At 70.9% G+C, this 20,174-nt stretch carries 14 protein-coding genes; 12 read left to right on the forward strand and 2 right to left on the reverse strand.

Annotated elements, in window-relative coordinates; genetic code table 11:
• On the forward strand, positions 1–756 hold a 756-nt coding region (gene istB, locus AC1Q7O_RS04320; RefSeq protein WP_492662665.1), incomplete at its 5' end, for an IS21-like element helper ATPase IstB.
• A 38-nt stretch (positions 757–794) separates the two neighbouring features.
• Here istB and AC1Q7O_RS04325 read toward each other — a convergent pair.
• Positions 795–1,295: an AlbA family DNA-binding domain-containing protein gene (locus AC1Q7O_RS04325; RefSeq protein ID WP_492662492.1), complete on the reverse strand. Its 501-nt coding sequence runs from the start codon at positions 1,293–1,295 to the stop codon at positions 795–797.
• A 496-nt stretch (positions 1,296–1,791) separates the two neighbouring features.
• The gene (locus AC1Q7O_RS04330; protein WP_492662491.1) at positions 1,792–4,563 is read right to left on the reverse strand and encodes a TonB-dependent receptor; all 2,772 of its coding nucleotides are present in this window, start codon (positions 4,561–4,563) and stop codon (positions 1,792–1,794) included.
• Positions 4,564–4,817: 254 nt separating this feature from the next.
• On the opposite strand from AC1Q7O_RS04330, the gene AC1Q7O_RS04335 reads away from it, so the two are divergent.
• From AC1Q7O_RS04335 to AC1Q7O_RS04385, 11 genes are all read left to right on the forward strand, one after another.
• Complete coding sequence (locus AC1Q7O_RS04335; protein WP_492662490.1) at positions 4,818–6,050, forward strand: cyanophycinase; 1,233 nt, start codon at positions 4,818–4,820, stop codon at positions 6,048–6,050.
• 2 nt (positions 6,051–6,052) lie between these two features.
• Positions 6,053–7,171, forward strand: coding sequence for a M14 family metallopeptidase (locus AC1Q7O_RS04340; RefSeq protein ID WP_492662489.1), 1,119 nt, complete (start codon positions 6,053–6,055; stop codon positions 7,169–7,171).
• A 158-nt stretch (positions 7,172–7,329) separates the two neighbouring features.
• Complete coding sequence (locus AC1Q7O_RS04345; protein WP_492662488.1) at positions 7,330–8,718, forward strand: YfcC family protein; 1,389 nt, start codon at positions 7,330–7,332, stop codon at positions 8,716–8,718.
• 168 nt (positions 8,719–8,886) lie between these two features.
• Positions 8,887–9,876 carry a GlxA family transcriptional regulator gene (locus AC1Q7O_RS04350; protein ID WP_492662487.1) on the forward strand — a complete coding sequence of 330 codons (990 nt, stop codon included), beginning with the start codon at positions 8,887–8,889 and terminating at the stop codon, positions 9,874–9,876.
• A complete protein-coding gene (locus AC1Q7O_RS04355) occupies positions 9,873–10,889 on the forward strand; it encodes an arginine N-succinyltransferase (RefSeq protein ID WP_492662486.1) in 1,017 nt (338 codons plus the stop codon). Before AC1Q7O_RS04350 ends, AC1Q7O_RS04355 begins: the two co-directional genes overlap by 4 nt.
• On the forward strand, positions 10,886–11,533 hold the full coding sequence (locus tag AC1Q7O_RS04360) for an arginine N-succinyltransferase (RefSeq protein WP_492662485.1): 648 nt from the start codon (positions 10,886–10,888) through the stop codon (positions 11,531–11,533). The genes AC1Q7O_RS04355 and AC1Q7O_RS04360 overlap by 4 nt, the downstream gene beginning before the upstream one ends.
• Positions 11,530–11,904, forward strand: a complete 375-nt coding sequence (locus AC1Q7O_RS04365; RefSeq protein ID WP_492662484.1) for a hypothetical protein — start codon at positions 11,530–11,532, stop codon at positions 11,902–11,904. Before AC1Q7O_RS04360 ends, AC1Q7O_RS04365 begins: the two co-directional genes overlap by 4 nt.
• A 136-nt stretch (positions 11,905–12,040) precedes the next feature.
• Positions 12,041–12,910, forward strand: coding sequence for an LpxL/LpxP family acyltransferase (locus AC1Q7O_RS04370; protein ID WP_492662666.1), 870 nt, complete (start codon positions 12,041–12,043; stop codon positions 12,908–12,910).
• A 14-nt stretch (positions 12,911–12,924) separates the two neighbouring features.
• A complete protein-coding gene (locus AC1Q7O_RS04375) occupies positions 12,925–13,824 on the forward strand; it encodes an aspartyl/asparaginyl beta-hydroxylase domain-containing protein (protein ID WP_492662493.1) in 900 nt (299 codons plus the stop codon).
• Between the two features lie 154 nt (positions 13,825–13,978).
• The gene (locus AC1Q7O_RS04380; RefSeq protein ID WP_492662482.1) at positions 13,979–16,555 is read left to right on the forward strand and encodes an ATP-binding protein; all 2,577 of its coding nucleotides are present in this window, start codon (positions 13,979–13,981) and stop codon (positions 16,553–16,555) included.
• Positions 16,556–16,620: 65 nt separating this feature from the next.
• Positions 16,621–19,869, forward strand: coding sequence for an amidohydrolase family protein (locus AC1Q7O_RS04385; protein WP_492662481.1), 3,249 nt, complete (start codon positions 16,621–16,623; stop codon positions 19,867–19,869).
• Positions 19,870–20,174 lie beyond the last annotated feature (305 nt).

Consider the following 20,174-nt stretch of genomic DNA (forward strand, 5'->3'; position numbering starts at 1 on the left):
GAGCTGGTAGCGCATTGCCGCCACGCGGCGCTGGAACCCGAGCAGCTGATCGAACAGCTGCTGGACGCCGAAGGGGCCGAGCGCAACGTGCGCTCCATCGCGTACCAGATGACGGCAGCGCGCTTCCCGGCGCACCGCGACCTGGCGAGCTTCGACTTCGAGGCCAGCGCAGTCGACGAGGCATTGGTGCGCAAGCTGCACACGACCCAGTTCACCGAGGCCGCGCACAACGTGGTGCTCATCGGTGGGCCGGGCACCGGCAAGACGCACCTGGCGACGGCGCTGGGCATCGAGGCCATCCAGCGGCACGGCAAGCGGGTGCGCTTCCAGTCGACTGTCGAACTGGTCAACGCGCTGGAAGCGGAGAAGGCGGCCGGCAAGGCCGGACAGATCGCGCACCGGCTGATGTACGTGGACCTGCTCATCCTGGATGAGCTCGGCTACCTGCCGTTCAGCCAGGCCGGCGGGGCGCTGCTGTTCCATCTGCTGAGCAAGCTCTACGAGCACACCAGCGTGGTCATCACGACCAACTTGAGCTTCGGCGAATGGGCCAGCGTCTTCGGGGACGCCAAGATGACCACAGCGCTGCTGGACCGGCTCACGCACCACTGCCACATCGTCGAGAGCGGTAACGACTCATGGCGCTTCAAGCACAGCAGCACGGCCGTCGCGGCCGCGCGTGCTCGACCCACTCAACGCAAGAAAGGAGACTCCAAGACCTCAGAGATATCCACAGACACAGGCTCCCTCGGGTAGCCTTCAGGAGTGGGTCAGTATTGGACGAGCACCCTGGGTCAGTCGGTCGCGAGCGTCAACACCGAGCCAGTTCTCAGGTGGTACTGGTTAGATTTCATCGATCGGACAGGGCCGAAGGTCGACTGGGGAACATGCAAGGCCACGTAGCCCCTGCTCGACGTCGCGTCATCCCCTTGCATGGCCAAGATTTCCACGCCGGGATGCGGTGGGATCGTGGACCTTGAGACTGCACCCTGCAGCTTCGTGTTGAAGCCGTGAGCGTCCGCCACCGGCATCTTGAAAGCCACTTCGTTGCCCGACGCATCGCGCCGGCAGTCCACGCCCCACACGATCACGCCGCCGGAAGAGTTCGCAAAACCGGAAATCGCCTTGCACAGATTCTTGCTGTCTTCGTCGGCAAGAGTCCTCGACGTGCCGTCGTCGGGCGAACGCTTGAAGTCCAGGAACAGCGACTCGGGCTCCCGGTCAGCGATGAGGTCGTCCAGCGCCGCCAGACCCTGGCTGCGCAACTTTTCGAAGATGTCCTTTGCTCGTGACATGCGATCTGATCGATGCTCGTGTAGTTGATGCTGCCGTCATTGTCGACCGCCGTGGCATCCACGATAGGCGTGAGCTTGACCGCACGCCTAGCCCGCCAGAGCGCCGGCTACCGTCGACCGCTCGAACATGGTCGCGTCTTGCTTGGTCTGCGTCGGCCTCGAAGACCTACGCCCGTGCCATCCTGCCCCTGGGTGAAGCTCTGACCAATGCCAAGGAACCGCTGGCGCCATGGCGCGAACTTGCCTGCCACAGGTGTCTTGAACGCAGACTTGACAGCGTTCGGCGCCACCATCGCTGACTTGCCTTTCCGTGTTGGGGAAGGCAACTTGGTGACGCAGAGATCCAACATCCAATGAAATCAATAACTTAGAGGTCGGAGGGTTGCGCACAGTCAACATCAGCCCGCCACGCACAACGCTCACCGCCTGCAGCAACGCCGAGAACGACGAAAAGGCGCCAGCCCGACGCTGGCGCCTCGTCGCCGGGCCCGCCCGCTCAGCGGAGCTGGTAGCTCAGGCTCGCGAAGTAGCTGCGACCGCGCGGGTCGCCGTAGGTCGGGTCCCAGGTCACCTGGAAATAGCGCGACTGGTTGGTGAACGGCGGCGCCGTGTCGGCCAGGTTCAGCACGCCGGCACGCAGGCGCAGCGCCGGCATGATGCGCCAGCTGGCGGTCAGGTCCCACAGCGAATACGACTTCACGTCGCGGTCGTTCCACTCGGGCGCGGCCAGGCCGGGCGTGTTCTGGTCGGTGTAGCCGGACAGGTAGTTGTGGGCCACCGTCAGGCCGACGGGCCCGTAGTCCCAATCCACCGACAGCTTGTGGCGCCAGCGCTGCACCGCCTTGTCGTCGCGGAATCTGGCCAGGCCGCTGACCATCGGCGAGCGCGGGTCGGTGTTGAACTTGTATTCGGTGACCAGCGTGCCGGCCAGACTGGCGCCGATGCGGCCGAACTCGGTGGCCTCGCCGCGCCACGACAAGGCGACGTCCAGGCCGGCCGTGTTCAGCTTGCCGCGGTTCTCCTTCTTCACCGTCACGGTGTCGACGAAGCCGTCGGAGAAGCGCTTCACGATGGTTGGGTCGTTGTAGTAGACCGGGTTCGTGAAGATGGTCTCCTCGCCGATCTCCGAAATGATGTCGGTCTTGCGGATGGCCCAGTAGTCGACGCTGCCGTTCCAATTCTTGTTCGGCTCGAACACCAGGCCGATGTTGAACTGCCGGCTCTTCTCGGGCTTGAGCGCCGCGTTGGCGTAGCGGTCCACCGCCATCTGCGCGACTTCGCCAGACACAGGGTCCTTCACGAAGCTGGCCGTGATGCCGTTGCGCACCGGCCGGAACAGCTCCGACACCGTCGGTGCCCGGAAGCCCGTGCCGTACGACGCACGCGCCAGCAGCGCGCGGTCGGGGCGGAAGCTCAGGCCGACCTTGGGATTGGTGGTGCTCAGCTTGGGCGACGTCGTCTTGGTGGCCTCGTCGTCGATGCCGTCGTAGCGGTCGTGGCGAATCGCGAACTGGCCTTCCCACTGCTTCGTGAACGGCGCGCTCAGCTCGGCGAACACGCCGGTCACGTCGCGGTGGTGATTCGTGTCGGCCAGCAGCGGGCCGGAACTGGAGCGGTCGTTGTTGACGTCGTTGCCCTTGAGCGCGTCGGTGGCATGGAACTGCAGCTTCTCGCGGCGCAGCTCGGCGCCCACGGCCAGCATCAGGTCGCCACCGCCCAGTGCGGCCAGCGCGCGGGTCAGCTTGCCGTCGACGCTGGTGCTGCTGCCCTCGGCGATGCGCGCGGCGCCGTCGATGCGGATGGAATTCATGAACGCTCGCCCGGCCGTCGCGTCGGTGGCGCGCTGGAACGGGTTGTACTGGCCGGCCTTGATGCCCGCCTCCAGCTTGGTCAGCGACACCCAGCCGTCGAGATTGGTGTCGGTGGCCTTGTTGACGCTGTGGTTCAGCGCGGAGTCGTAATCCCACTCGCCGAAGCGGCCCACGGCGCCGGCCACGAGGCGGCGGGCCTCGCTCTGCACGCGGCTGACGCGCTTGCCCGCGTCTTCCAGGCGGAAGCGGAAGTCCACCGGGCCCGTGACGCCGGTGACGGCCTGCAGCGAGGCCGGCAGCGTGATGCCCGACGACGTACGAAAGCGCGCCGTGGCCGGCGAGGCGGAGTAGTCGGTGTCGGTCTTGGCGAACAGCGCCTCGATGAAGACCTGGTGGTCCTCCGCCACCTGGAAGGTCGCGCGGCCAACGACGCTGGCCTTGTCGGACTTCGGGTAGATCTCCGAGCCCGCCACGTAGTCGTACGAGCAGCCTTCGCGGCCGCCCAGCCCCAGCGGCTGCACGGAGTTCGGGTTGAGGCCGCCGGTGCACGAGGCCTTGCCGAAGTTCACGCGGCGCGAGCCTGAGTTGACGCCGCCCGGGTTCCACGTGCCGTTGGCGTTGGAACCCTTGATCGCCGTGGTCGGGTTGGCCAGCACGAAGGCATTCAGCGCGGCCAGCTGCGCCGAAGTGAGGTCGACGTTGGCCGGGAAGCTGTTGCTGGACGTCTGCGGCGGCAGCCGCGTCGGCAGGCTGTACTCCTGGATGAAGCTGCGCTGGCTGGCATCCAGCGCGTCTAGCTGCTGCACGTCCAGTGCGGCGAACACGTTGAAGCGGTCGCGGCTCAGGTCGCCGAAGCCACCGGCGGCGGAGAACGCCGTCTTGCCGCCACCGCCCTCACCTGTTCGGGACGTGTAGACGCTGAGGTCCGCGCCCTGGTAATCCTTGCGCGTGATGAAGTTGATGACGCCGCCCATCGCGTCGGTGCCGTAGATGGCGGAGGCGCCGTCCTTCAGCACTTCCACGCGCTGGATCGCGCCGGCGGGAATGTTGTTCAAGTCGACGCCGGCGTTGTCGCCGGGCGACGCGAAGTTGGCCAGGCGGCGGCCGTTCAGCAGCACCAGCGTGCTGGACACGCCCAGGCCGCGCAGGTTGGCGCCGTTGAAGCCGCGCTGGCCGCCGGTCTGGTCCGTCACGCTGGCGCCATCGGTCAGGCCGCCGACGTTGGACGTGATCTTCTGCAGCAGCTCGGCCGCGGTCGTCACGCCGGACTTGTCGATGTCGGCGCGCTTGATGACATCGACCGGCAGCGCGGCCTCGCCGTCGATACGCTTGATGCTGGAGCCGGTGACCTCCACGCGTTCGAGCTTCTGTTCCTGGGCATGCGCAGTGAGCGCGGTGACGGTGAGCAACGCAGCGTGCGCCAGCGTGTGCAGGGAGAAGGAGCGGGCTGGGGTCATGAAGGCCTCGGTGTTCTTGGGATGGGTGGAGCGAACGCCGATCAGGTTAGGGAGGGCCTCCTGCCGTTGCCTATGGGGTTTGGGCGCGCAGGTCGCTTGCATGCAAATGCGCGTCGCTTCACCGCAATCGCACTTGGCATCGGCACCACGCCCGCACCGGCTTCTTGCGCAGATGCGACATGGAATTGCGTGCTCCGCCCCTGTGAGGTGCAACCCGCTGTCGAGACGGGAGGCGCGCTGACAGGATGACCGCCATGCGAAGTCTCCTGTCCACCTTTCTGGCCGCCACGGTGCTGCTGTTGTCTGCACCCGCACAGGCCCAAGGCACCGCCATCGTCATCGGCGGCGCACTCAAGTTCGACAACGACGCGGTCTGGCAGCGCGTCGTCGACGAGGCCGGCGGCGCCGGTGCGCGCATCGCCGTCTTCGCGACGGCGGCGGCCAACCCCGAGCGCAGCGCGGCGCAGATCGTCACGGCGCTGAACCAGCGCGGCGCGCGCGCCGAGGCCATCCCTGTCGCGCCGCGGCTGGCGAGCGCGGACCTGCAAGCCAACCTCGACGACCCCGCGCTGATCGCCAAGGTCGCCGCATCGAGCGGCGTGTTTTTCTCCGGCGGCGCGCAGGAGCTCATCGTCGACACGCTGCTGCCCGGCGGCCAGCCCACGGCGATGCTGAAGGCCATCCGCGGCGTGAAGGCCGGTGGCGGCGTCATTGCCGGCACCAGCGCGGGCGCCGCGGTGATGAGCCGCATGATGTTCCGCGACGCGCAGGACAACCTGCAGATCCTCAAGGGCCTGTGGCGCGAGGGCAAGGAGTACGACCGCGGCCTCGGCTTCGTCGGGCCCGACCTGTTCATCGACCAGCACTTCCTGAAGCGCGGCCGCATCGGCCGCATGCTGCCCGCCATGCGCGCCTTCGGCTACACGCTGGGGCTGGGCATCGAGGAGAACTCGGCCGCCGTCATCAAGGGCTCGTCCGTCGAGGTCATCGGCGCGCGCGGTGCGCTGCTGGTGGACCTGTCCGAAGCCGCGTCCGACGCCAAGCTGCCTGCCTTCAACCTGCGCGGCGCGCTGCTGAGCTACCTGGACCGCGGCGACCGCCACGACCTCGCCAGCGGCATCACCACGCCCGCACCGCACAAGCTGCGCGAGGCCCGCATCGACCCCACGGCCAGCGACTACAAGCCCCACCTGCCCAGCGACGGCTATGTGCTGGACATCCTCGGCGACGGCAGCATCGTCAGCGCGATGGCCCAGCTGCTGGACAGCCCCGCGCCGGAAGTGCGCGGCCTGGCCTACCGCGTGAAGCCGCGCCCCGGCGACCTCTCACCCGACGTCGGCTACGAGTTCCGGCTCTACCGCGGGCCGGGTCTTGCCGGCTGGTTCAGCGGCGCCCTCGGCGGCGAGGACTACACCGTGCTGAAGGCCCGGCTGGACGTGATTCCCGTGCGCGTGGCGCAGCCCTTGACCACGCCACTGGCGAACTGACCATGCACACCCAGTTCCACGACCTGCCGGCCGCCAGCGCCGGCACCACGCGCCGCCTGCGCAGCCTGCATTTCGGCCGCGGCACCTCCGGCCGCAAGGCCTATCTGCAGGCCGCACTGCATGCCGACGAAGTGCCGCCGCTGCTGGTGGCGCAGGCGCTGATGGCGCGCCTGGCCGCGCTCGACGAGCAAGGCGCCATTGCCGGCGAGATCGTGCTGGTGCCCATGGCCAACCCCATCGGCCTCGCGCAAGACCTGCAGGGCTCGGCGCTGGGCCGCTTCGACCTCGGCAGCGGCACCAACTTCAACCGCCAGTTCCGCCACCTGACGCCGGCGCTGATCGCGCGCCTGCCGGGCCGGCTCGGCCCCGACGCGGCCCACAACGCCCGCGCAATCCGCAGCGCCAGCCGCGAGCTGCTCGCGGTCTGGCAGCCCACCACCGAGACCGAGGCGCTGAAGCATCTGCTGCAGACGCTGGCCCACGACGCCGACCTCGTGCTGGACCTGCACTGCGACAACCAGGCCGTCATGCACCTCTACACGGGCACGGCGCAGGCCGCGGCGTTCGCACCGCTGGCTGCCTACCTGGGCGCGCAGGCACTGCTGACGAGCGAGGTGTCCGGCGACGAACCGTTCGACGAGTGCGCCAGCCGCGTCTGGTGGGAGCTGGCCGCGCACTTCGGGCCGCAGCACCCCATCGACCCGCACGGCTGCCTGGCCGCGACCGTGGAGCTGCGCGGCGAGACCGACGTCAGCCACGAACTGGCCGAGCATGACGCCGACGCGCTGATCGCCTTCCTGCAGCGCCTGGGGCATGTCACCGGCACTGCGCCGCCGCCGCCCGCGGGCTGCGAGGCCACGCCGCTCGAAGGCGTGGAGCCGCTGACGGCGCCAGTGCCCGGCATCCTCGTCTTCGCCAAGGCGCCGGGCGACTGGGTGGAGGCCGGCGAGCTGGTGGCCGAGATCATCGACCCGCTGACCGACGCGCGCACCGAACTGCACGCCAGCGTCAGTGGCCGCTGCTTCGCGCGCACGTCGCGTCGCTACGCGACACGCGGCATGCGCCTCGCCAAGATCGCCGGCGCCGTGCCCTTTCGCAGCGGCAAGCTGCTGTCGCTATGAGCCCCTCGTCCAAGGACTACCTTGGCCGGTCCCCCGCGGGGACGGCGATGCCTGGCGGATCGACCGCCAGGCACATCGCCCTTGCGGTCCGGCTTGGGAGCGGCCCGGCGCTCGGCCCGCGAATCCAGCGCGCGGAATAACAAAGAAATAGCCTCCCCATGAAACTGCGCCTGCCCAACACCTATGTGCTGCTGTTCGCCCTGCTGACGCTGATCGCGCTGGCCACCTGGGTCGTGCCCGGCGGCCGCTTCGAGACCGCGCTGGTCGATGGCAAGCAGGTCATCGTCGCCGGCAGCTATCACGTCGTCGACGCCCGGCCGCAAGGCCTCACGGCGCTGCTGACGGCGCCCATCAAGGGCTTCGTCGAATCAGCGCTCATCATCGGCTTCGTGCTCATCGTCGGCGGCGCGTTCGCGGTGCTGCAGAAGACCGAGGCCATCGACGCCATGATCAAGGCCGTGGCCAAGGCGCACAGCCGCTCGGCGTGGGTGCGTGCGGCGGTCATCCCGGTCTTCGTCGGCTTGTTCGCGCTGGGCGGCGCCAGCTTCGGCATGGCCGAGGAGGCCATCCCCTTCGTGCTGATCTTCATCCCGCTGGCGCTGGCGCTGCGGCTGGACACGCTGACCGGCGTGGCCATCCCGTTCGTCGGCTCGCAGGTGGGCTTCGCGACGGCCTTCCTGAACCCCTTCAACGTCGGCGTGGCGCAGGGCATTGCCGGCGTGCCGATGTTCTCGGGCCTGGGCTACCGCGCGCTGTGCTGGGCCGTCGCCACCGGCGTCACCATCGCCTTCCTGATGTGGTGGGCCGCGCGCATCCGGCGTGACCCGACGCTCAGCCCCACCTACGCGCTGGACCAGCAGCGCCGCGCCACGCTGGACCTCAGCGGCTTCGAGAGCTTCGCCGGCATGACCGCCCGCCACCGAGTGGTGCTGTGGCTGTTCGCGGCCACGCTGGGCGGCATGATCTTCGGCGTCGTGCGCTTCGGCTGGTACATCGAGGAGATCGCCGCCCTCTTCCTCGTCATGGCCGTGGCCGTCGGCGTCGTCGCGCGGCTGTCGGCGGACGAGTTCATTGCCGCCTTCCTGCACGGCGCGAAAGATCTGGTCGGCACGGCCCTTGTCATCGCGCTGGCCAAGGGCACCGTCATCCTGATGCGCGACGGCCAGGTCATCGCCACGCTGCTGAACGCGCTGGCGCCGTGGGTGGCGTCCGACAGCCCCGTGCTCGCCGCGCAGAAGATGTTCGCCATCCAGTCGGTCATCAACTTCTTCATCCACTCCGGCACCGGCCAGGCCGCGCTGACGATGCCGCTGATGGCGCCGCTGGCCGACCTCGTCGGGATCACGCGCCAGACGGCCGTGCTGGCCTTCCAGTTCGGCGAGCTGACGACGCCCATCATCCCGACCTCGGGCATCACCGTCGGCGTGCTGGCGCTGGCCGGCGTGCGCTTCGGCACCTGGGTGCGCTGGATGCTGCCGCTGCAGGCGATCTATCTCGTCATGGCGCTGGCGCTCTTGGCACCACCCGCGCTCATGAGCTGGCAGTGAGGACTGCAGGCCCCTCGCCTGGTCTCGCACCGGCTGCACGCCGGCGAGCCCAGTCGGTCCCCCGGGGGACGGCGATGCACGCGGCATCGAGCCGCGAGCACATCGCCAACAGGGCCGGCTTGGGGCGGCCCGGCGCTCGGCCCATCAATAGCTGAGATCATCGCGGCCATGTCCACCGCCCCCGTCCACCGCGTCGGCCTGCTGCTGGTGCCCGGCTTCTCGATGCTGGCGCTTGGCGGGCTGCTGGACGGCCTGCAGGCCGCCAACGCGCTGCAGGACGAGGCCGTCTACCGCGCCGAGTGCCTGGGCAGCGACGACGCCGCGGTACCCGGCAACGGCGGCCCGCCGCTGCCGGTGCAGGCGACGGGCGCGACCGACTGGCTGGCCGTCTTCGTCATCGCCACCGACGTGACCCAGCCCGACGCCGCCACCACCGCCTGGCTGCGCCGCTGCGCCGAGGCCGGCGTGGCGCTGGGCGGCGTGGATGCCGGCGCGGCCTGGTTGGCCGCCGCCGGCCTGCTGGACGGCCAGCGCGCCTGCGCCGACTGGGCGCTGCTGGACGGCCTGGCCGAAGACCACCCGGGCGTCGCCTGGGCCAACGGCCTGTGGGAGCTCACCGCCACGCCGCCACGCCTCAGCTGTGCGGGCGGCACGGCCAGCGTGGACCTGTGCTGCGCCTGGCTGGCCACGCGCCACGGCGAGCGCTTCGGCCAGGAGCTCATCCACGCGCTGGGCCAGCGGGCACTGCGCCCGCGCGACGAACGCCAGCGCGCCGGCTACAGCGAGCGCCGCGGCGCCGGCAGCCCCAAGCTGGCCGAGGCGCTGTCGCTGATGGAGGCCAACCTCGCCGAGCCGCTGCCCACCGACGAGGTGGCGCGGCTGGTGGGCGTGTCGCGCCGCCAGCTGGAGCGGCTGTTCAAGCAGCACCTGGACAGCCTGCCCTCGCGCCACTACCTGGAGCTGCGCCTGGCCCGCGCGCGGCGGCTGCTGCAGCAGAGCTCGCAGTCCATCCTGCAGGTCGGCCTGTCCTGCGGCTTCTCGTCGGGGCCGCATTTCTCGAACGCCTACAAGACCCATTTCGGCCACACGCCACGCGATGAGCGCAGCCAGCGCGCCCTCGCCTGGCGCCACGGCACTCCAACGGGAGACCTGTCATGACCCCCTTGCTGCTGCGCCCGGTGGCAGCGGCCGACCTGCCCGACCTCGTGCGCATGGCCGCCGCCAGCCACGACGGCATCAGTTCGCTGCCCAACGACGAGGCCAAGCTGCGCGCGCGCATCGCCGCCTCGCTGCAATCCTTCGCCAGCCCCGACGACGCCAGCGGCGAGGAGACCTATCTCTTCGTGCTGGAGGACGCGGGGCGAATCGTCGGCTGCTCCGGCATCGCCGCCAGCGCCGGCTTCTTCGACCGCTTCTACAGCTACCGCAACGAGTTCGTCGTGCACGCCAGCGCGGCGCTGGGCGTCACGCAGCGCATGCACACGCTGCACCTGTGCCACGACCTGACCGGCGCCACGCTGCTGACGTCGTTCTTCCTCGACCCCGCCTATGAGCCGGGCCCCGCCGCGCAGCTGCTGTCGCGCGCGCGGCTGCTGTTCATCCAGGCCAACGCGGAACGCTTCTCCGAGCGCATCGCCGCCGAGAGCCCCGGCGTGACCGACGGCGCCGGGCAGAGCCCGTTCTGGGACGCCGTCGGCCGGCGCTTCTTCGGCATGAGCTACGCCGAGGCCGAGGCCGTCATCGGCGGCCGCAGCCGTGCCTGCATCGCCGACCTGATGCCCCCCTCGCCCGTCTACGTCGCGCTGCTGCCCGAGGCCGCGCAATGCGCCATCGGCCAGCTGCACCCGGTGGGCGAACTGCCGTTCTCCATCCTGCAGGACGAGGGTTTCGACGCCGACACCTACGTCGACATCTTCGACGGCGGCCCCACGGTGGAGGCGCCGCTGGCGTCGCTGCGCAGCGTGCGCCATGCGCGCGAGCTGCTGGTGCAGCCCGGTGCCGGCAGCGGGCCGCGGCGCCCTCACCTGCTGGTGCGGCCGTCGCGAGCCGGCTTCGCCGCCGTGCTGGCCGACGTGGGCGACACGCTGGGCAGCGACGACGCGGCCGCGCTGGGCGCCCGTGCCGGCGAACGCCTGCTGGCCACGCCGCTGCAGCCGGGAGACGCCGCATGACCGACAAGTTGCTCGTCACCCCCGAGGCCGACGGCGAACGCCTGGCGCTGGCTGACGGCTCGGCCTCGCTGCGCTTCGTGCCGCGGCTGGGCCTGGCGCTGCCGCGCTACCACTTCCACGTCGGGCGCATCGTGCATGCGGCGCAGGAGCTGGGCCTGTTCCGCGTGCAAACCACGCTGCTGCTCGGCAACGACCTGACCGGCCAGGCCGAGCTGTGCGACGTGCAAGTCCACGCTGCCGCGCAGCCCGACGCGCTGTCTCGCCTCGTCGCCGCCGCCGTGGCGCATGCCGCCGCCCATACGGACCGCGGCGACCAGCTCGTCGTCGAACTGCCGGGCTGGCGCGACGACGCCGGCACGTCGCCCGTCTGGCAGGCGCTGGGCGCCCGCTTCTACCGCCGCGACCCGGCCGCCGCCGAGGCCCGGCTGGGCGCCGCCTGGCGCAGCCACCTCGCCGCGCTGCTGCCGCGCCAGACCATCTACCTGTCCTTCCTCGGCCCCGACGCCGAGGCGCACATCGGCCGGCAGGCCGCGTCCGCGGCACCGCTCGCACAGGCGCTGGCTGCCGCCGGGTTCGACGCGGCATCCCATGTCCGCATCGACGACGGCGGGCCCGTGCTGCGCTTGAAGCTGGCCCGGGCATGACCCGCCACGGCACCGACACATCGTCCATGCACGACACCCTTCGCGTGCCCATCCCTGCCGCCGGCCAGGACCTGCAACGGTTCTTCAAAGCCCGCCTGGCCGATGCTGGCTTCCTGCCCGCGCTGGACCTGGACGTCAGCGAGCACGACGAGCTGGCCCAGGTGACCGCCGTGCGCGTGACCGCCGTGCTGGCCGGCGCCACCGGCGTGGCGTTGCACTACGCCGTGCGCTGGGAGGCCTTCCATGCCTGCAGCGGCCAGTCGGCCACCGGCGAGAGCCAGCGCGTGGCGCGCGGCCGGGCCGACGGCGGCGACTGGGTGTTCGCGCCGCACCTGCCGCTGCCCGTGCGCGACGGCCTCGACGAGCTCTGATGGCCGGGCGCCCGGGTGCGGCGGCAGGCCTTTGCGAGGGCTCGTCAGCCGGCGGCGCGGCGCAGCCACTACGATGCCGCCCCAGAACAAGATGGGGCCTGTCGATGGCGTTGTTGGATTTTCTTGAGGTGGCGCCGTGGGCGTGAAGCTGCTCGTGGGCCTGGTGTGGCTGCTGAGCTGGCTGCCGTTTCGCGCGATCTCGGCGCTGGGCTGGGCCATCGGCAGCCTGATCCACGCGCTGCCGACGTCGCGCCGCCGCATCGGCGACGTGAACCTGAAGCTGGTGCTGCCCGACTGGACGCCCGCCGCCCGCCGCGCACTGCTGCGCCGGCATTTCGTGGCCATGGTGCAGATGCTGCTGGAGTACGGCTACTGCTGGTTCGCGTCGCCCGAGCGGCTCAAACGGCTGATGCGCATCGAGGGGCTGGAGCACCTGCGCGCGCTGGACGGCCGCAACGTCATCCTGATGATGCCGCACTTCACCGGGCTGGACCTGGCCGGCCTGCGCATCTCGCTGGAGACGCCCGTCGTCAGCATCTACTCGGTGCAGAAGGACCCATGGCTGGACGCCTTCTTCCGCGCCAAGCGGCTGCGTTTCGGCACCGGCATCATCTTTGCGCGCCAGCAGGGCACGCGGCCCACGCTGCGCGCGCTGAAGGACGGCTACCGCCTCTACTACCTGCCCGACCAGGACTTCGGCGCCCGCGACTCGGTGTTCGTGCCGTTCTTCGGCGTGCCGGCGGCCACCATCGGCGGGCTGTCGCGCATGGCGGCGGTGACGAAGGCGGCGGTGCTGCCCTGCTACCCGCGCCGCGAGGCCGACGGCTACACGCTGGTCATCGAGCCGGCGCTGGACGACTTTCCCACCGATGATGTTGTCGCCGACGCGACACGCATGAACGCCGTCATCGAGGCGCAAGCCCGCCGACAATTGCACCAGTACTTCTGGCTGCACAAGCGCTTCAAGTCCCGGCCGCCCGGCGAGCCGGACTTCTACGGCAAATGACTGACATCCCCTACATCAAGCTTGGCATCGTCGCGGCCTTTGTCGCGAGCACGGTCTACGTGCATTTCCGGGGCCGCGTGCGCCTGCGGTTCTTCCGACAGTTGACGGATCACTCCACCTTCATGGCGCCCATCAACTGCCTGATGTACCTGTTCTCCAGGCTGCCGGCCAAGCCCTACCTGCCGGTGTCGGCGTTCCCGGAGCTGAAGCTGCTGCAGGACCACTGGCAGGACATCCGCGCCGAGGCCTTCAAGCTCGCCGAAGCCGGCGAGATCAAGAAGAGCGACAAGTACAACGACGCTGGCTTCAACAGCTTCTTCAAGACCGGCTGGACGCGCTTTCACCTGAAGTGGTACGACGACGCGCATGCATCGGCCAAGGCGCTGTGCCCCGTGACGACCGACCTGCTGCAGCGCATCCCGACCGTGAAGGCCGCGATGTTCGCCGCGCTGCCGCCGGGCGGGCGCCTGGTCACGCACCGCGACCCGTTCGCCGGCTCGGTGCGCTACCACCTCGGCCTGGTCACGCCCAACGCGGAGAGCTGCTACATCTCGGTGGACGGCGAGCGCTACTTCTGGCGCGACGGCGAAGGCGTCATCTTCGACGAGACCTATCTGCACTACGCCGAGAACCAGTCGGACATGATGCGCATCATCCTGTTCTGCGACGTCGAGCGGCCGCTGAACAACCCGGTGGCCCGCTGGTTCAACCACTTCATCAGCCACACGCTGATCCGCGCCGCCTCCGCCCCCAACAGCGACACCGACCGCACCGGCGGCATCAACAAGCTGTTCGCCTACGTGCAGCAGGTGCGGCTGCTGGGCAAGCGCATCAAGGCGAAGAGCCGCTTCGCCTACTACGGGCTGCAGTGGCTGATCTTCGGCGGCCTGATCGTCTGGTGGCTCTGGCCTTGAAGATGGGGCCCCTCGTCCAAGGCAGGCCTTGGCCGGTCCCCCGAGGGGACGGCGATGCTTGCCGGATTGACCGGCAAGCACATCGCCAGACCGGGCCGGCTTGGGAGCGGCCCGGCGCTCGTCCCGCAAACGCCCCACGCGCAAGTTGCTGAGCATGCTGCGGCTGCGCCTGCTGGGTGGCTTCGAGATCGAGCGCGGTGGCCGCGTCGAGCTGACCCGGCTGCCCAGCCGCGCGGCCACGTTGCTGCTGGCCCGGCTGGCGCTGCAGCCCTGCCGCCAGCACCCTCGCGAGGAGCTCATCGAGCTGCTGTGGCCCGGCGTCGAGCTGGACGCCGGCCGCAACCGGCTGCGGCAGACGCTGTCCACCGTGCGCGCACTGCTGGAGACGCCCGAGGCGCCGCTGCTGCAGGCCGACCGGCTGCAGGTCTCGCTGCTGCCGGGCGCGCTGTGCAGCGACGTGCAGGACTTCGAGGCCACGCGCAGCATGGCGCTGTACGGTGGCGAGCTGCTGCCGGGCCACTTCGACGACTGGGTGGTGCAGGAGCGCCACCGCCTGGCCGCGCTGGCCGAGCGCGCCACCGCCCTGCCGCCGCATAGCCCGCCCGCGCCGGCCGCCGTGCCGCCGGCGCCCGCCCTGCCCTGGTTCGCCACCAGCCTGCCGCGCTACCTGACGCGCTACTTCGCACCGCCCGGCCGGCTGGAGGCGCTGGCCGCGCGCCTGCCCGCGCTGCGGCTGCTGACGCTGGTGGGCCCGGGCGGCGTCGGCAAGACGCGGCTGGCCGTGGAACTGGCCTGGTGGCAGTTCCACCACGCGGCCTGGGGCTGCGGCATGGCGGCGCTGGCCGAGGTGCGCGACGAGGCCGGGCTGGTGGCGGCGCTGGAGCGCGCGCTGACCGTCAACCGCGGCGGCGGCTGGCCGGCCATCGAGGCTGTGCTGCAGGAGCCGGGCGCGCTGCGGCTGCTGGTGCTGGACAACGCGGAGCAGGCGCTGGGCGTCGCCGCCGCGGCCGTGCAGCGGCTGCTGGCCGTGGCGCCTTCGCTGTGCCTGCTGGTCACATCGCGGCACGCGCTGGAGCTGGACGGCGAGACGCTGGTGGACGTGGCACCGCTGTCCGACGCGCAGGACACCGCGCAGGCGCTGTTCATCGACCGCGCCCGCGCCGTGCGTGCCGACTTCCATGCCAGCCGCGACAACCAGGCCGCGCTGACCGAGCTGATCCGCGAACTGGAAGGCCTGCCGCTGGCGCTGGAGCTGGCCGCGGCGCGCGTGCGCAGCTTCTCGCCGGCGCAGATGCTGGCGCAGTGGCGCGGCACCGAGGCCGACGGCGACGCCCTGCCCAGCTGGCTGGCCAGCCCCACGCGAGCCCCGCGCCATGCCTCGGTGGCCGGCCTGCTGGACTGGAGCCTGGCGCTGCTGGGCGCCGAGCCGCGCGCGCTGCTGCAGCGCCTGGCCGCGCTGCCCGGGGCCTTCAGCTGGGACGACGTGGCCGCGCTGGGCGGCACGCCGGCGCTGCTGGACGAGTTGACCGGCCACTCGCTGGTGCAGGCCGGCGGCGACGCCGAGCCGCGCTACCGGCTGCTGGAGCTGCTGCGCCGCGGCGTGCTGGCCCGCGTGGATGCCGCCGCGCAGCGCGCCGCACGCGCCACGCTGCGCGCCGCACTGTGCGACTGGGCGGCCGCGCTGGGCCTGCAGGCGCCCATCACGGCATGGTCGCCACGGCGCGAGCTGGCGCGCGCGTTGATCGCCAGCGCCGCCGACGACGGCGATGCCGCCACCGGGCTGCGCCTCGCGCTGGCGATGCGGCCCTGCTGGGAGAGCGACGGCGTGGACCGCCTGCTGGTGGAGCAGCTGGGGCAGTTGCTGCAGCTCGGCCCGCCCTGCTCCGCCGGCCGCGAGCTGCGCGCGCACCTGGCCTTCACGCACGGCGACCGCAGCCTGGCGCTGGCCGAGGCCGAGCGCGCGCTGCAGCTGGCCGGCACCGACCCGGCCGCCCGCGCGCCGGCGCTGGTGCGGCGCGCCTGGGTGCTGCTGGCTGGCGACAACCGCGAGCAGGGCCAGACGCGGCCGCTGGAGGAAGCCGTCGCGCTGTCCCGCCGCGTCGGCGACGTCGCCACCGAGGCGCGCGCCTGGCAGCAGCTGGCGGCCATCGCCGTGTCGCGCGGCCAGCCGGCCCAGGCCGAGGCGCTGTACGCCCGTTCGCAGGAGCTGTGGGAGGCCGTGGGCCACTCGCGCCAGGCCGCCGCGCGGCTGCGCAACCGGGCGCAATGCCTCATCGAGCTGGGCGACGTCGACACGGCGCTGGGCTGGATCACCGCCTGCCAGCGTCTCGCCCAGGCCGACGGCGACGGCGTGGGCCAGCTGGACGCGGCGTACTCGCTGGCCATGGTGCACGAGTCCCGCCGCGACTGGGCCGCGGCGCTGGCCGCCGCCCGCCAGGCGCTGCGCATCGCCCACCAGCGCCAGCACCTGCACGCGCGGGCGCTGACGCTGCAGCGCTTTGCCCGCCCGCTGGCGCGGCTGCGCCAGCCCGAGGCGGCCCTGCAGCTGGCCGCGTTCGCCGAGCGCTACTGGCAGCAGCACCTGGGCGCGCTGGGCCGGCGCGAAGCGCGCGAACTGGCCCGCGCACGCCGGCTGGCCGCGGTGCAGCTGAGCCGCGGCAATGCCGCCACCGCCTGGGCCTCGGGACAAACGCTGAACCTCGTCGAAGCCCTGGCCCTGGCCGGGGCGTGACGAACGATTCGGCAACTGGCCCTTCGCTAGCATCGAAGGTTTTGGCCCTCCCCAAGACCTGCTCCATGCCCCGTCTGAACGCCGCCCCCGCCCTGCTGCTGGCCGCCGCCCTGGCCGCCAACGCGCAGGAAGCTCCCAAGCCCGCCGCAGCGGCCAACTGGAACGTCAACGCGCCACCCGGCGTCGCCAAGACCGCCAGCATCGACGTGACGACGGGCACGTGGATGAGCGTGGACGTCAGCCCCGACGGCAAGACGATCGTGTTCGACCTGCTGGGTGACCTCTACACGCTGCCCATCACCGGCGGTGAGGCGAAGGCGCTGACGCACTCCATCGCCTGGGAGCACCAGGCCCGCTTCTCGCCGGACGGCAAGCAGCTCGCCTTCCTCAGCGACGCCGGCGGCGGCGACAACCTGTGGGTCATGAACGTCGACGGCAGCGGTGCGCGCGCCGTCACGAAGGAAGACTTCCGGCTGCTGAACAACCCCGCCTGGCACCCCAGCGGCAAGTACCTGCTGGCGCGCAAGCACTACACCGGCACGCGCAGCGCCGGCTCGGGCGAGATCTGGCTGTTCCACGTCGACGGCGACGCGGCCAAGAACAAGGGCGTGCAGCTCAACGAGAAGCCCAACTGGCAGAAGGACCTGGGCGAGCCGGCCATCTCGCCGGACGGCAAGTACCTGTACTACTCGCAAGACGCCACGCCCGGCCGAGTCTTCGAATACAACCGCGACAGCAACGGCGAGATCTACAGGATCTTCCGCCAGGACCTCAGCGACGGCTCGGTGGAGCCCTTCGTCACCGGCCCCGGCGGCGCCGTGCGGCCCACGCCGTCGCCCGACGGCAAGTACCTCGCGTTCGTGCGCCGCGTGCGCAACCAGAGCACGCTGTTCCTGAAGGACCTGCAGACCGGCGCCGAGCGGCCCGCGTGGAGCGGCCTGTCGCGCGACCTGCAGGAGATCTGGGCGATGTGGGGCGTCTACCCCAGCTTCGCGTGGATGCCGGGCAGCAAGGAGATCGTCGTCTGGGCCGAAGGCAAGATCTGGCGCGTCGACCCGTTCAAGAACACGGCGGCCGAGATCCCCTTCCACGTGAAGGACACGCGCGAGCTGCGCGAGCCCATGCGCTTTGCGCAGGACGTGGCGCCGGACAAGTTCGCCGTGCGCCAGCTGCGCGGCGCGCAGGTGTCGCCGGACGGCAAGCGCGTCGTCTACTCGGCGCTGGGCGCGCTGTACGTGAGGGACCTGCCCGATGGCGCACCGCGCCGGCTCACCCGGCAGGACGAGGCCTTCGAGTTCGCGCCCAGCTGGGCACGCGACGGCAAGAGCCTGGTCTACGCGACCTGGCGCGACGACACCCAGGGCACCATCCGCCGGCTGGACGTCGCCACGGGCAAGGAGACCGTGCTCGTCAAGGAACCCGGCAAGTACCTGGAGCCGCGCCTGTCGCCGGACGGCAAGCAGGTGGTCTACCGCAAGGTCAAGGGCGGTGGGCTGACCAGCCCGTGGCACAGCCTGGACACGGGCCTCTACCTCGCCGCGGCCGACGGCTCCGGCAAGACCGAGCGGATCGCCAAGGAAGGCAGCGCGCCGCAGTTCGGCGCGAAGAGCGACGAGCTGTTCTTCACGAAGACCAGCAGCACCAGCGAGGTGGAGCAGCGCTTCTCGCTGACCCGCCTGAACCTGCACGACCGCAGCGAGACCGAGGTGGCCCGCAGCGACGTGGCCAGCGAATACAGCGTGTCGCCCGACGGCCAGTGGCTGGGGTTCGTCGAGCGCTTCCAGGCCTATGTGACGCCGCTGCCCGCCGTGCAGGGCGCCGGCAAGACCATCACGGTGGGCGGCAAGATGGACGCGCTGCCGGTGCGGCAGCTGTCGGTCAACGCCGGCTCGGCGCTGCACTGGAGCGGCGACAGCCAGCGCCTGCATTTCACGCTGGGCGATGAGCTGTTCACGGCCAGCGCGCAGGGCAAGGACAAGGCCACCGGCCAGAAGATCGGGTTCCTGCAGGCCAGCGACAAGCCCACGGCCAAGATCGCGCTGACCGGCGCGCGCATCGTGACGATGAAGGGCGATGACGTCATCGAAGGCGGCACCGTGCTCGTGGACGGCAACCGCATCGTCGCGGTCGGCAAGGACGTGGCCATCCCGGCCGACGCCAAGCGCATCGACGCCAGCGGCAAGACCATCGTGCCCGGCTTCATCGACGCGCACTGGCACGGCGCGATGAACGATTCCGGGCTCATCCCGCAGCAGAGCTGGATCAACCTCGCGTCGCTGGCCTTCGGCGTGACGACGCTGCACGACCCCAGCAACCTCAGCTCGGCCATCTTCACGCAGGCCGAGATGCAGCGTGCCGGCGTCGTGCTGGGCCCGCGCATCTACTCCACCGGCACCATCCTGTACGGCGCCAAGACGCCGTTCACGTCCAACATCAACGGCCTGGACGACGCGCTGACGCATCTGAACCGCCAGAAGGCCGAAGGCGCCATCAGCGTGAAAAGCTACCAGCAGCCGCGCCGCGACCAGCGCCAGCAGGTGCTGGAGGCCGCGCGCCAGACCGGCATGATGGTGGTGCCCGAGGGCGGCTCGCTGTTCCAGATGAACATGGGCATGGTGGTGGACGGCCACACGACCGTCGAGCACGCGCTGCCGCTGGCCGAGGTGTGGGACGACGTGAAGCAGCTCTGGGGCCAGACCGCCGTGGGCTACACGCCGACGCTGAACGTCGGCTACGGCGGCCTGGACGGCGAGCACTACTGGTACGCCCGCACCGATGTCTGGAAGCACCCGCTGCTGAGCCGCTACGTGCCACGCACGGTGCTGGAGCCGCGCTCCGTGCGCCGCGAGACGGCGCCGGAGGAAGACTTCAACATCATCCGCGTGGCCCGCACGGCCACGGCCCTGTCGCGCGCCGGCGTCAACACGTCCATCGGCGCGCACGGCCAGCGCGAGGGCCTGGGCGCGCACTGGGAGATGTGGATGTTCGTGCTGGGCGGCATGACGCCGATGGAGGCGCTGCGCACGGCCACCATCAACCCGGCGCGCAACTTCGGCTTCGACAAGGACCTGGGCTCCATCGAACCCGGCAAGCTGGCCGACCTGGTGGTCATCGACGGCAACCCGCTGGCCGACATCCGCCAGAGCGACCGCATCGCCCAGGTCATGCAGAACGGCCGGCTGTTCGACGCGAAGACGATGAACCAGCTTGCCCCGGTCGCCAAGGCGCGCAAGCCGCTGTTCTTCGAGGGCGCCGACGGCAAGACCATGCCCATCGACAGCGAGGCGCTGGAGTCAGGGCACCTGGGCGACTGATGCCGCAGGCCACCTACGGCGCGCGGCTGGGCGCCGCGGCGCTGGTGGGCCTGCTGCCGGCGCTGGCAATGGCCGTCGCAGCGATGGCACTCGTCCTGCCGGAAGTGGTGACAGACGCCTCCGACGCCGTGCCCCCTGGGCTGGCGCTGGGCGCTACCGCGCTGATCGCCAACGCCGTCTGGGCGGGCTTTGCCCTCGCCACGTTCGTCTGCGGCGAGTTGCTGGCGCTGTTCGGCGAGCCGACGGCGTGGCGTGTGCGGGGCTGGGCGTTGCTGCCCGGCCTCGCATCGCTGGTCGCCCGGCCC

The sequence above is a fragment of the Roseateles sp. GW823-FHT07B05 genome (genome assembly GCF_058794515.1).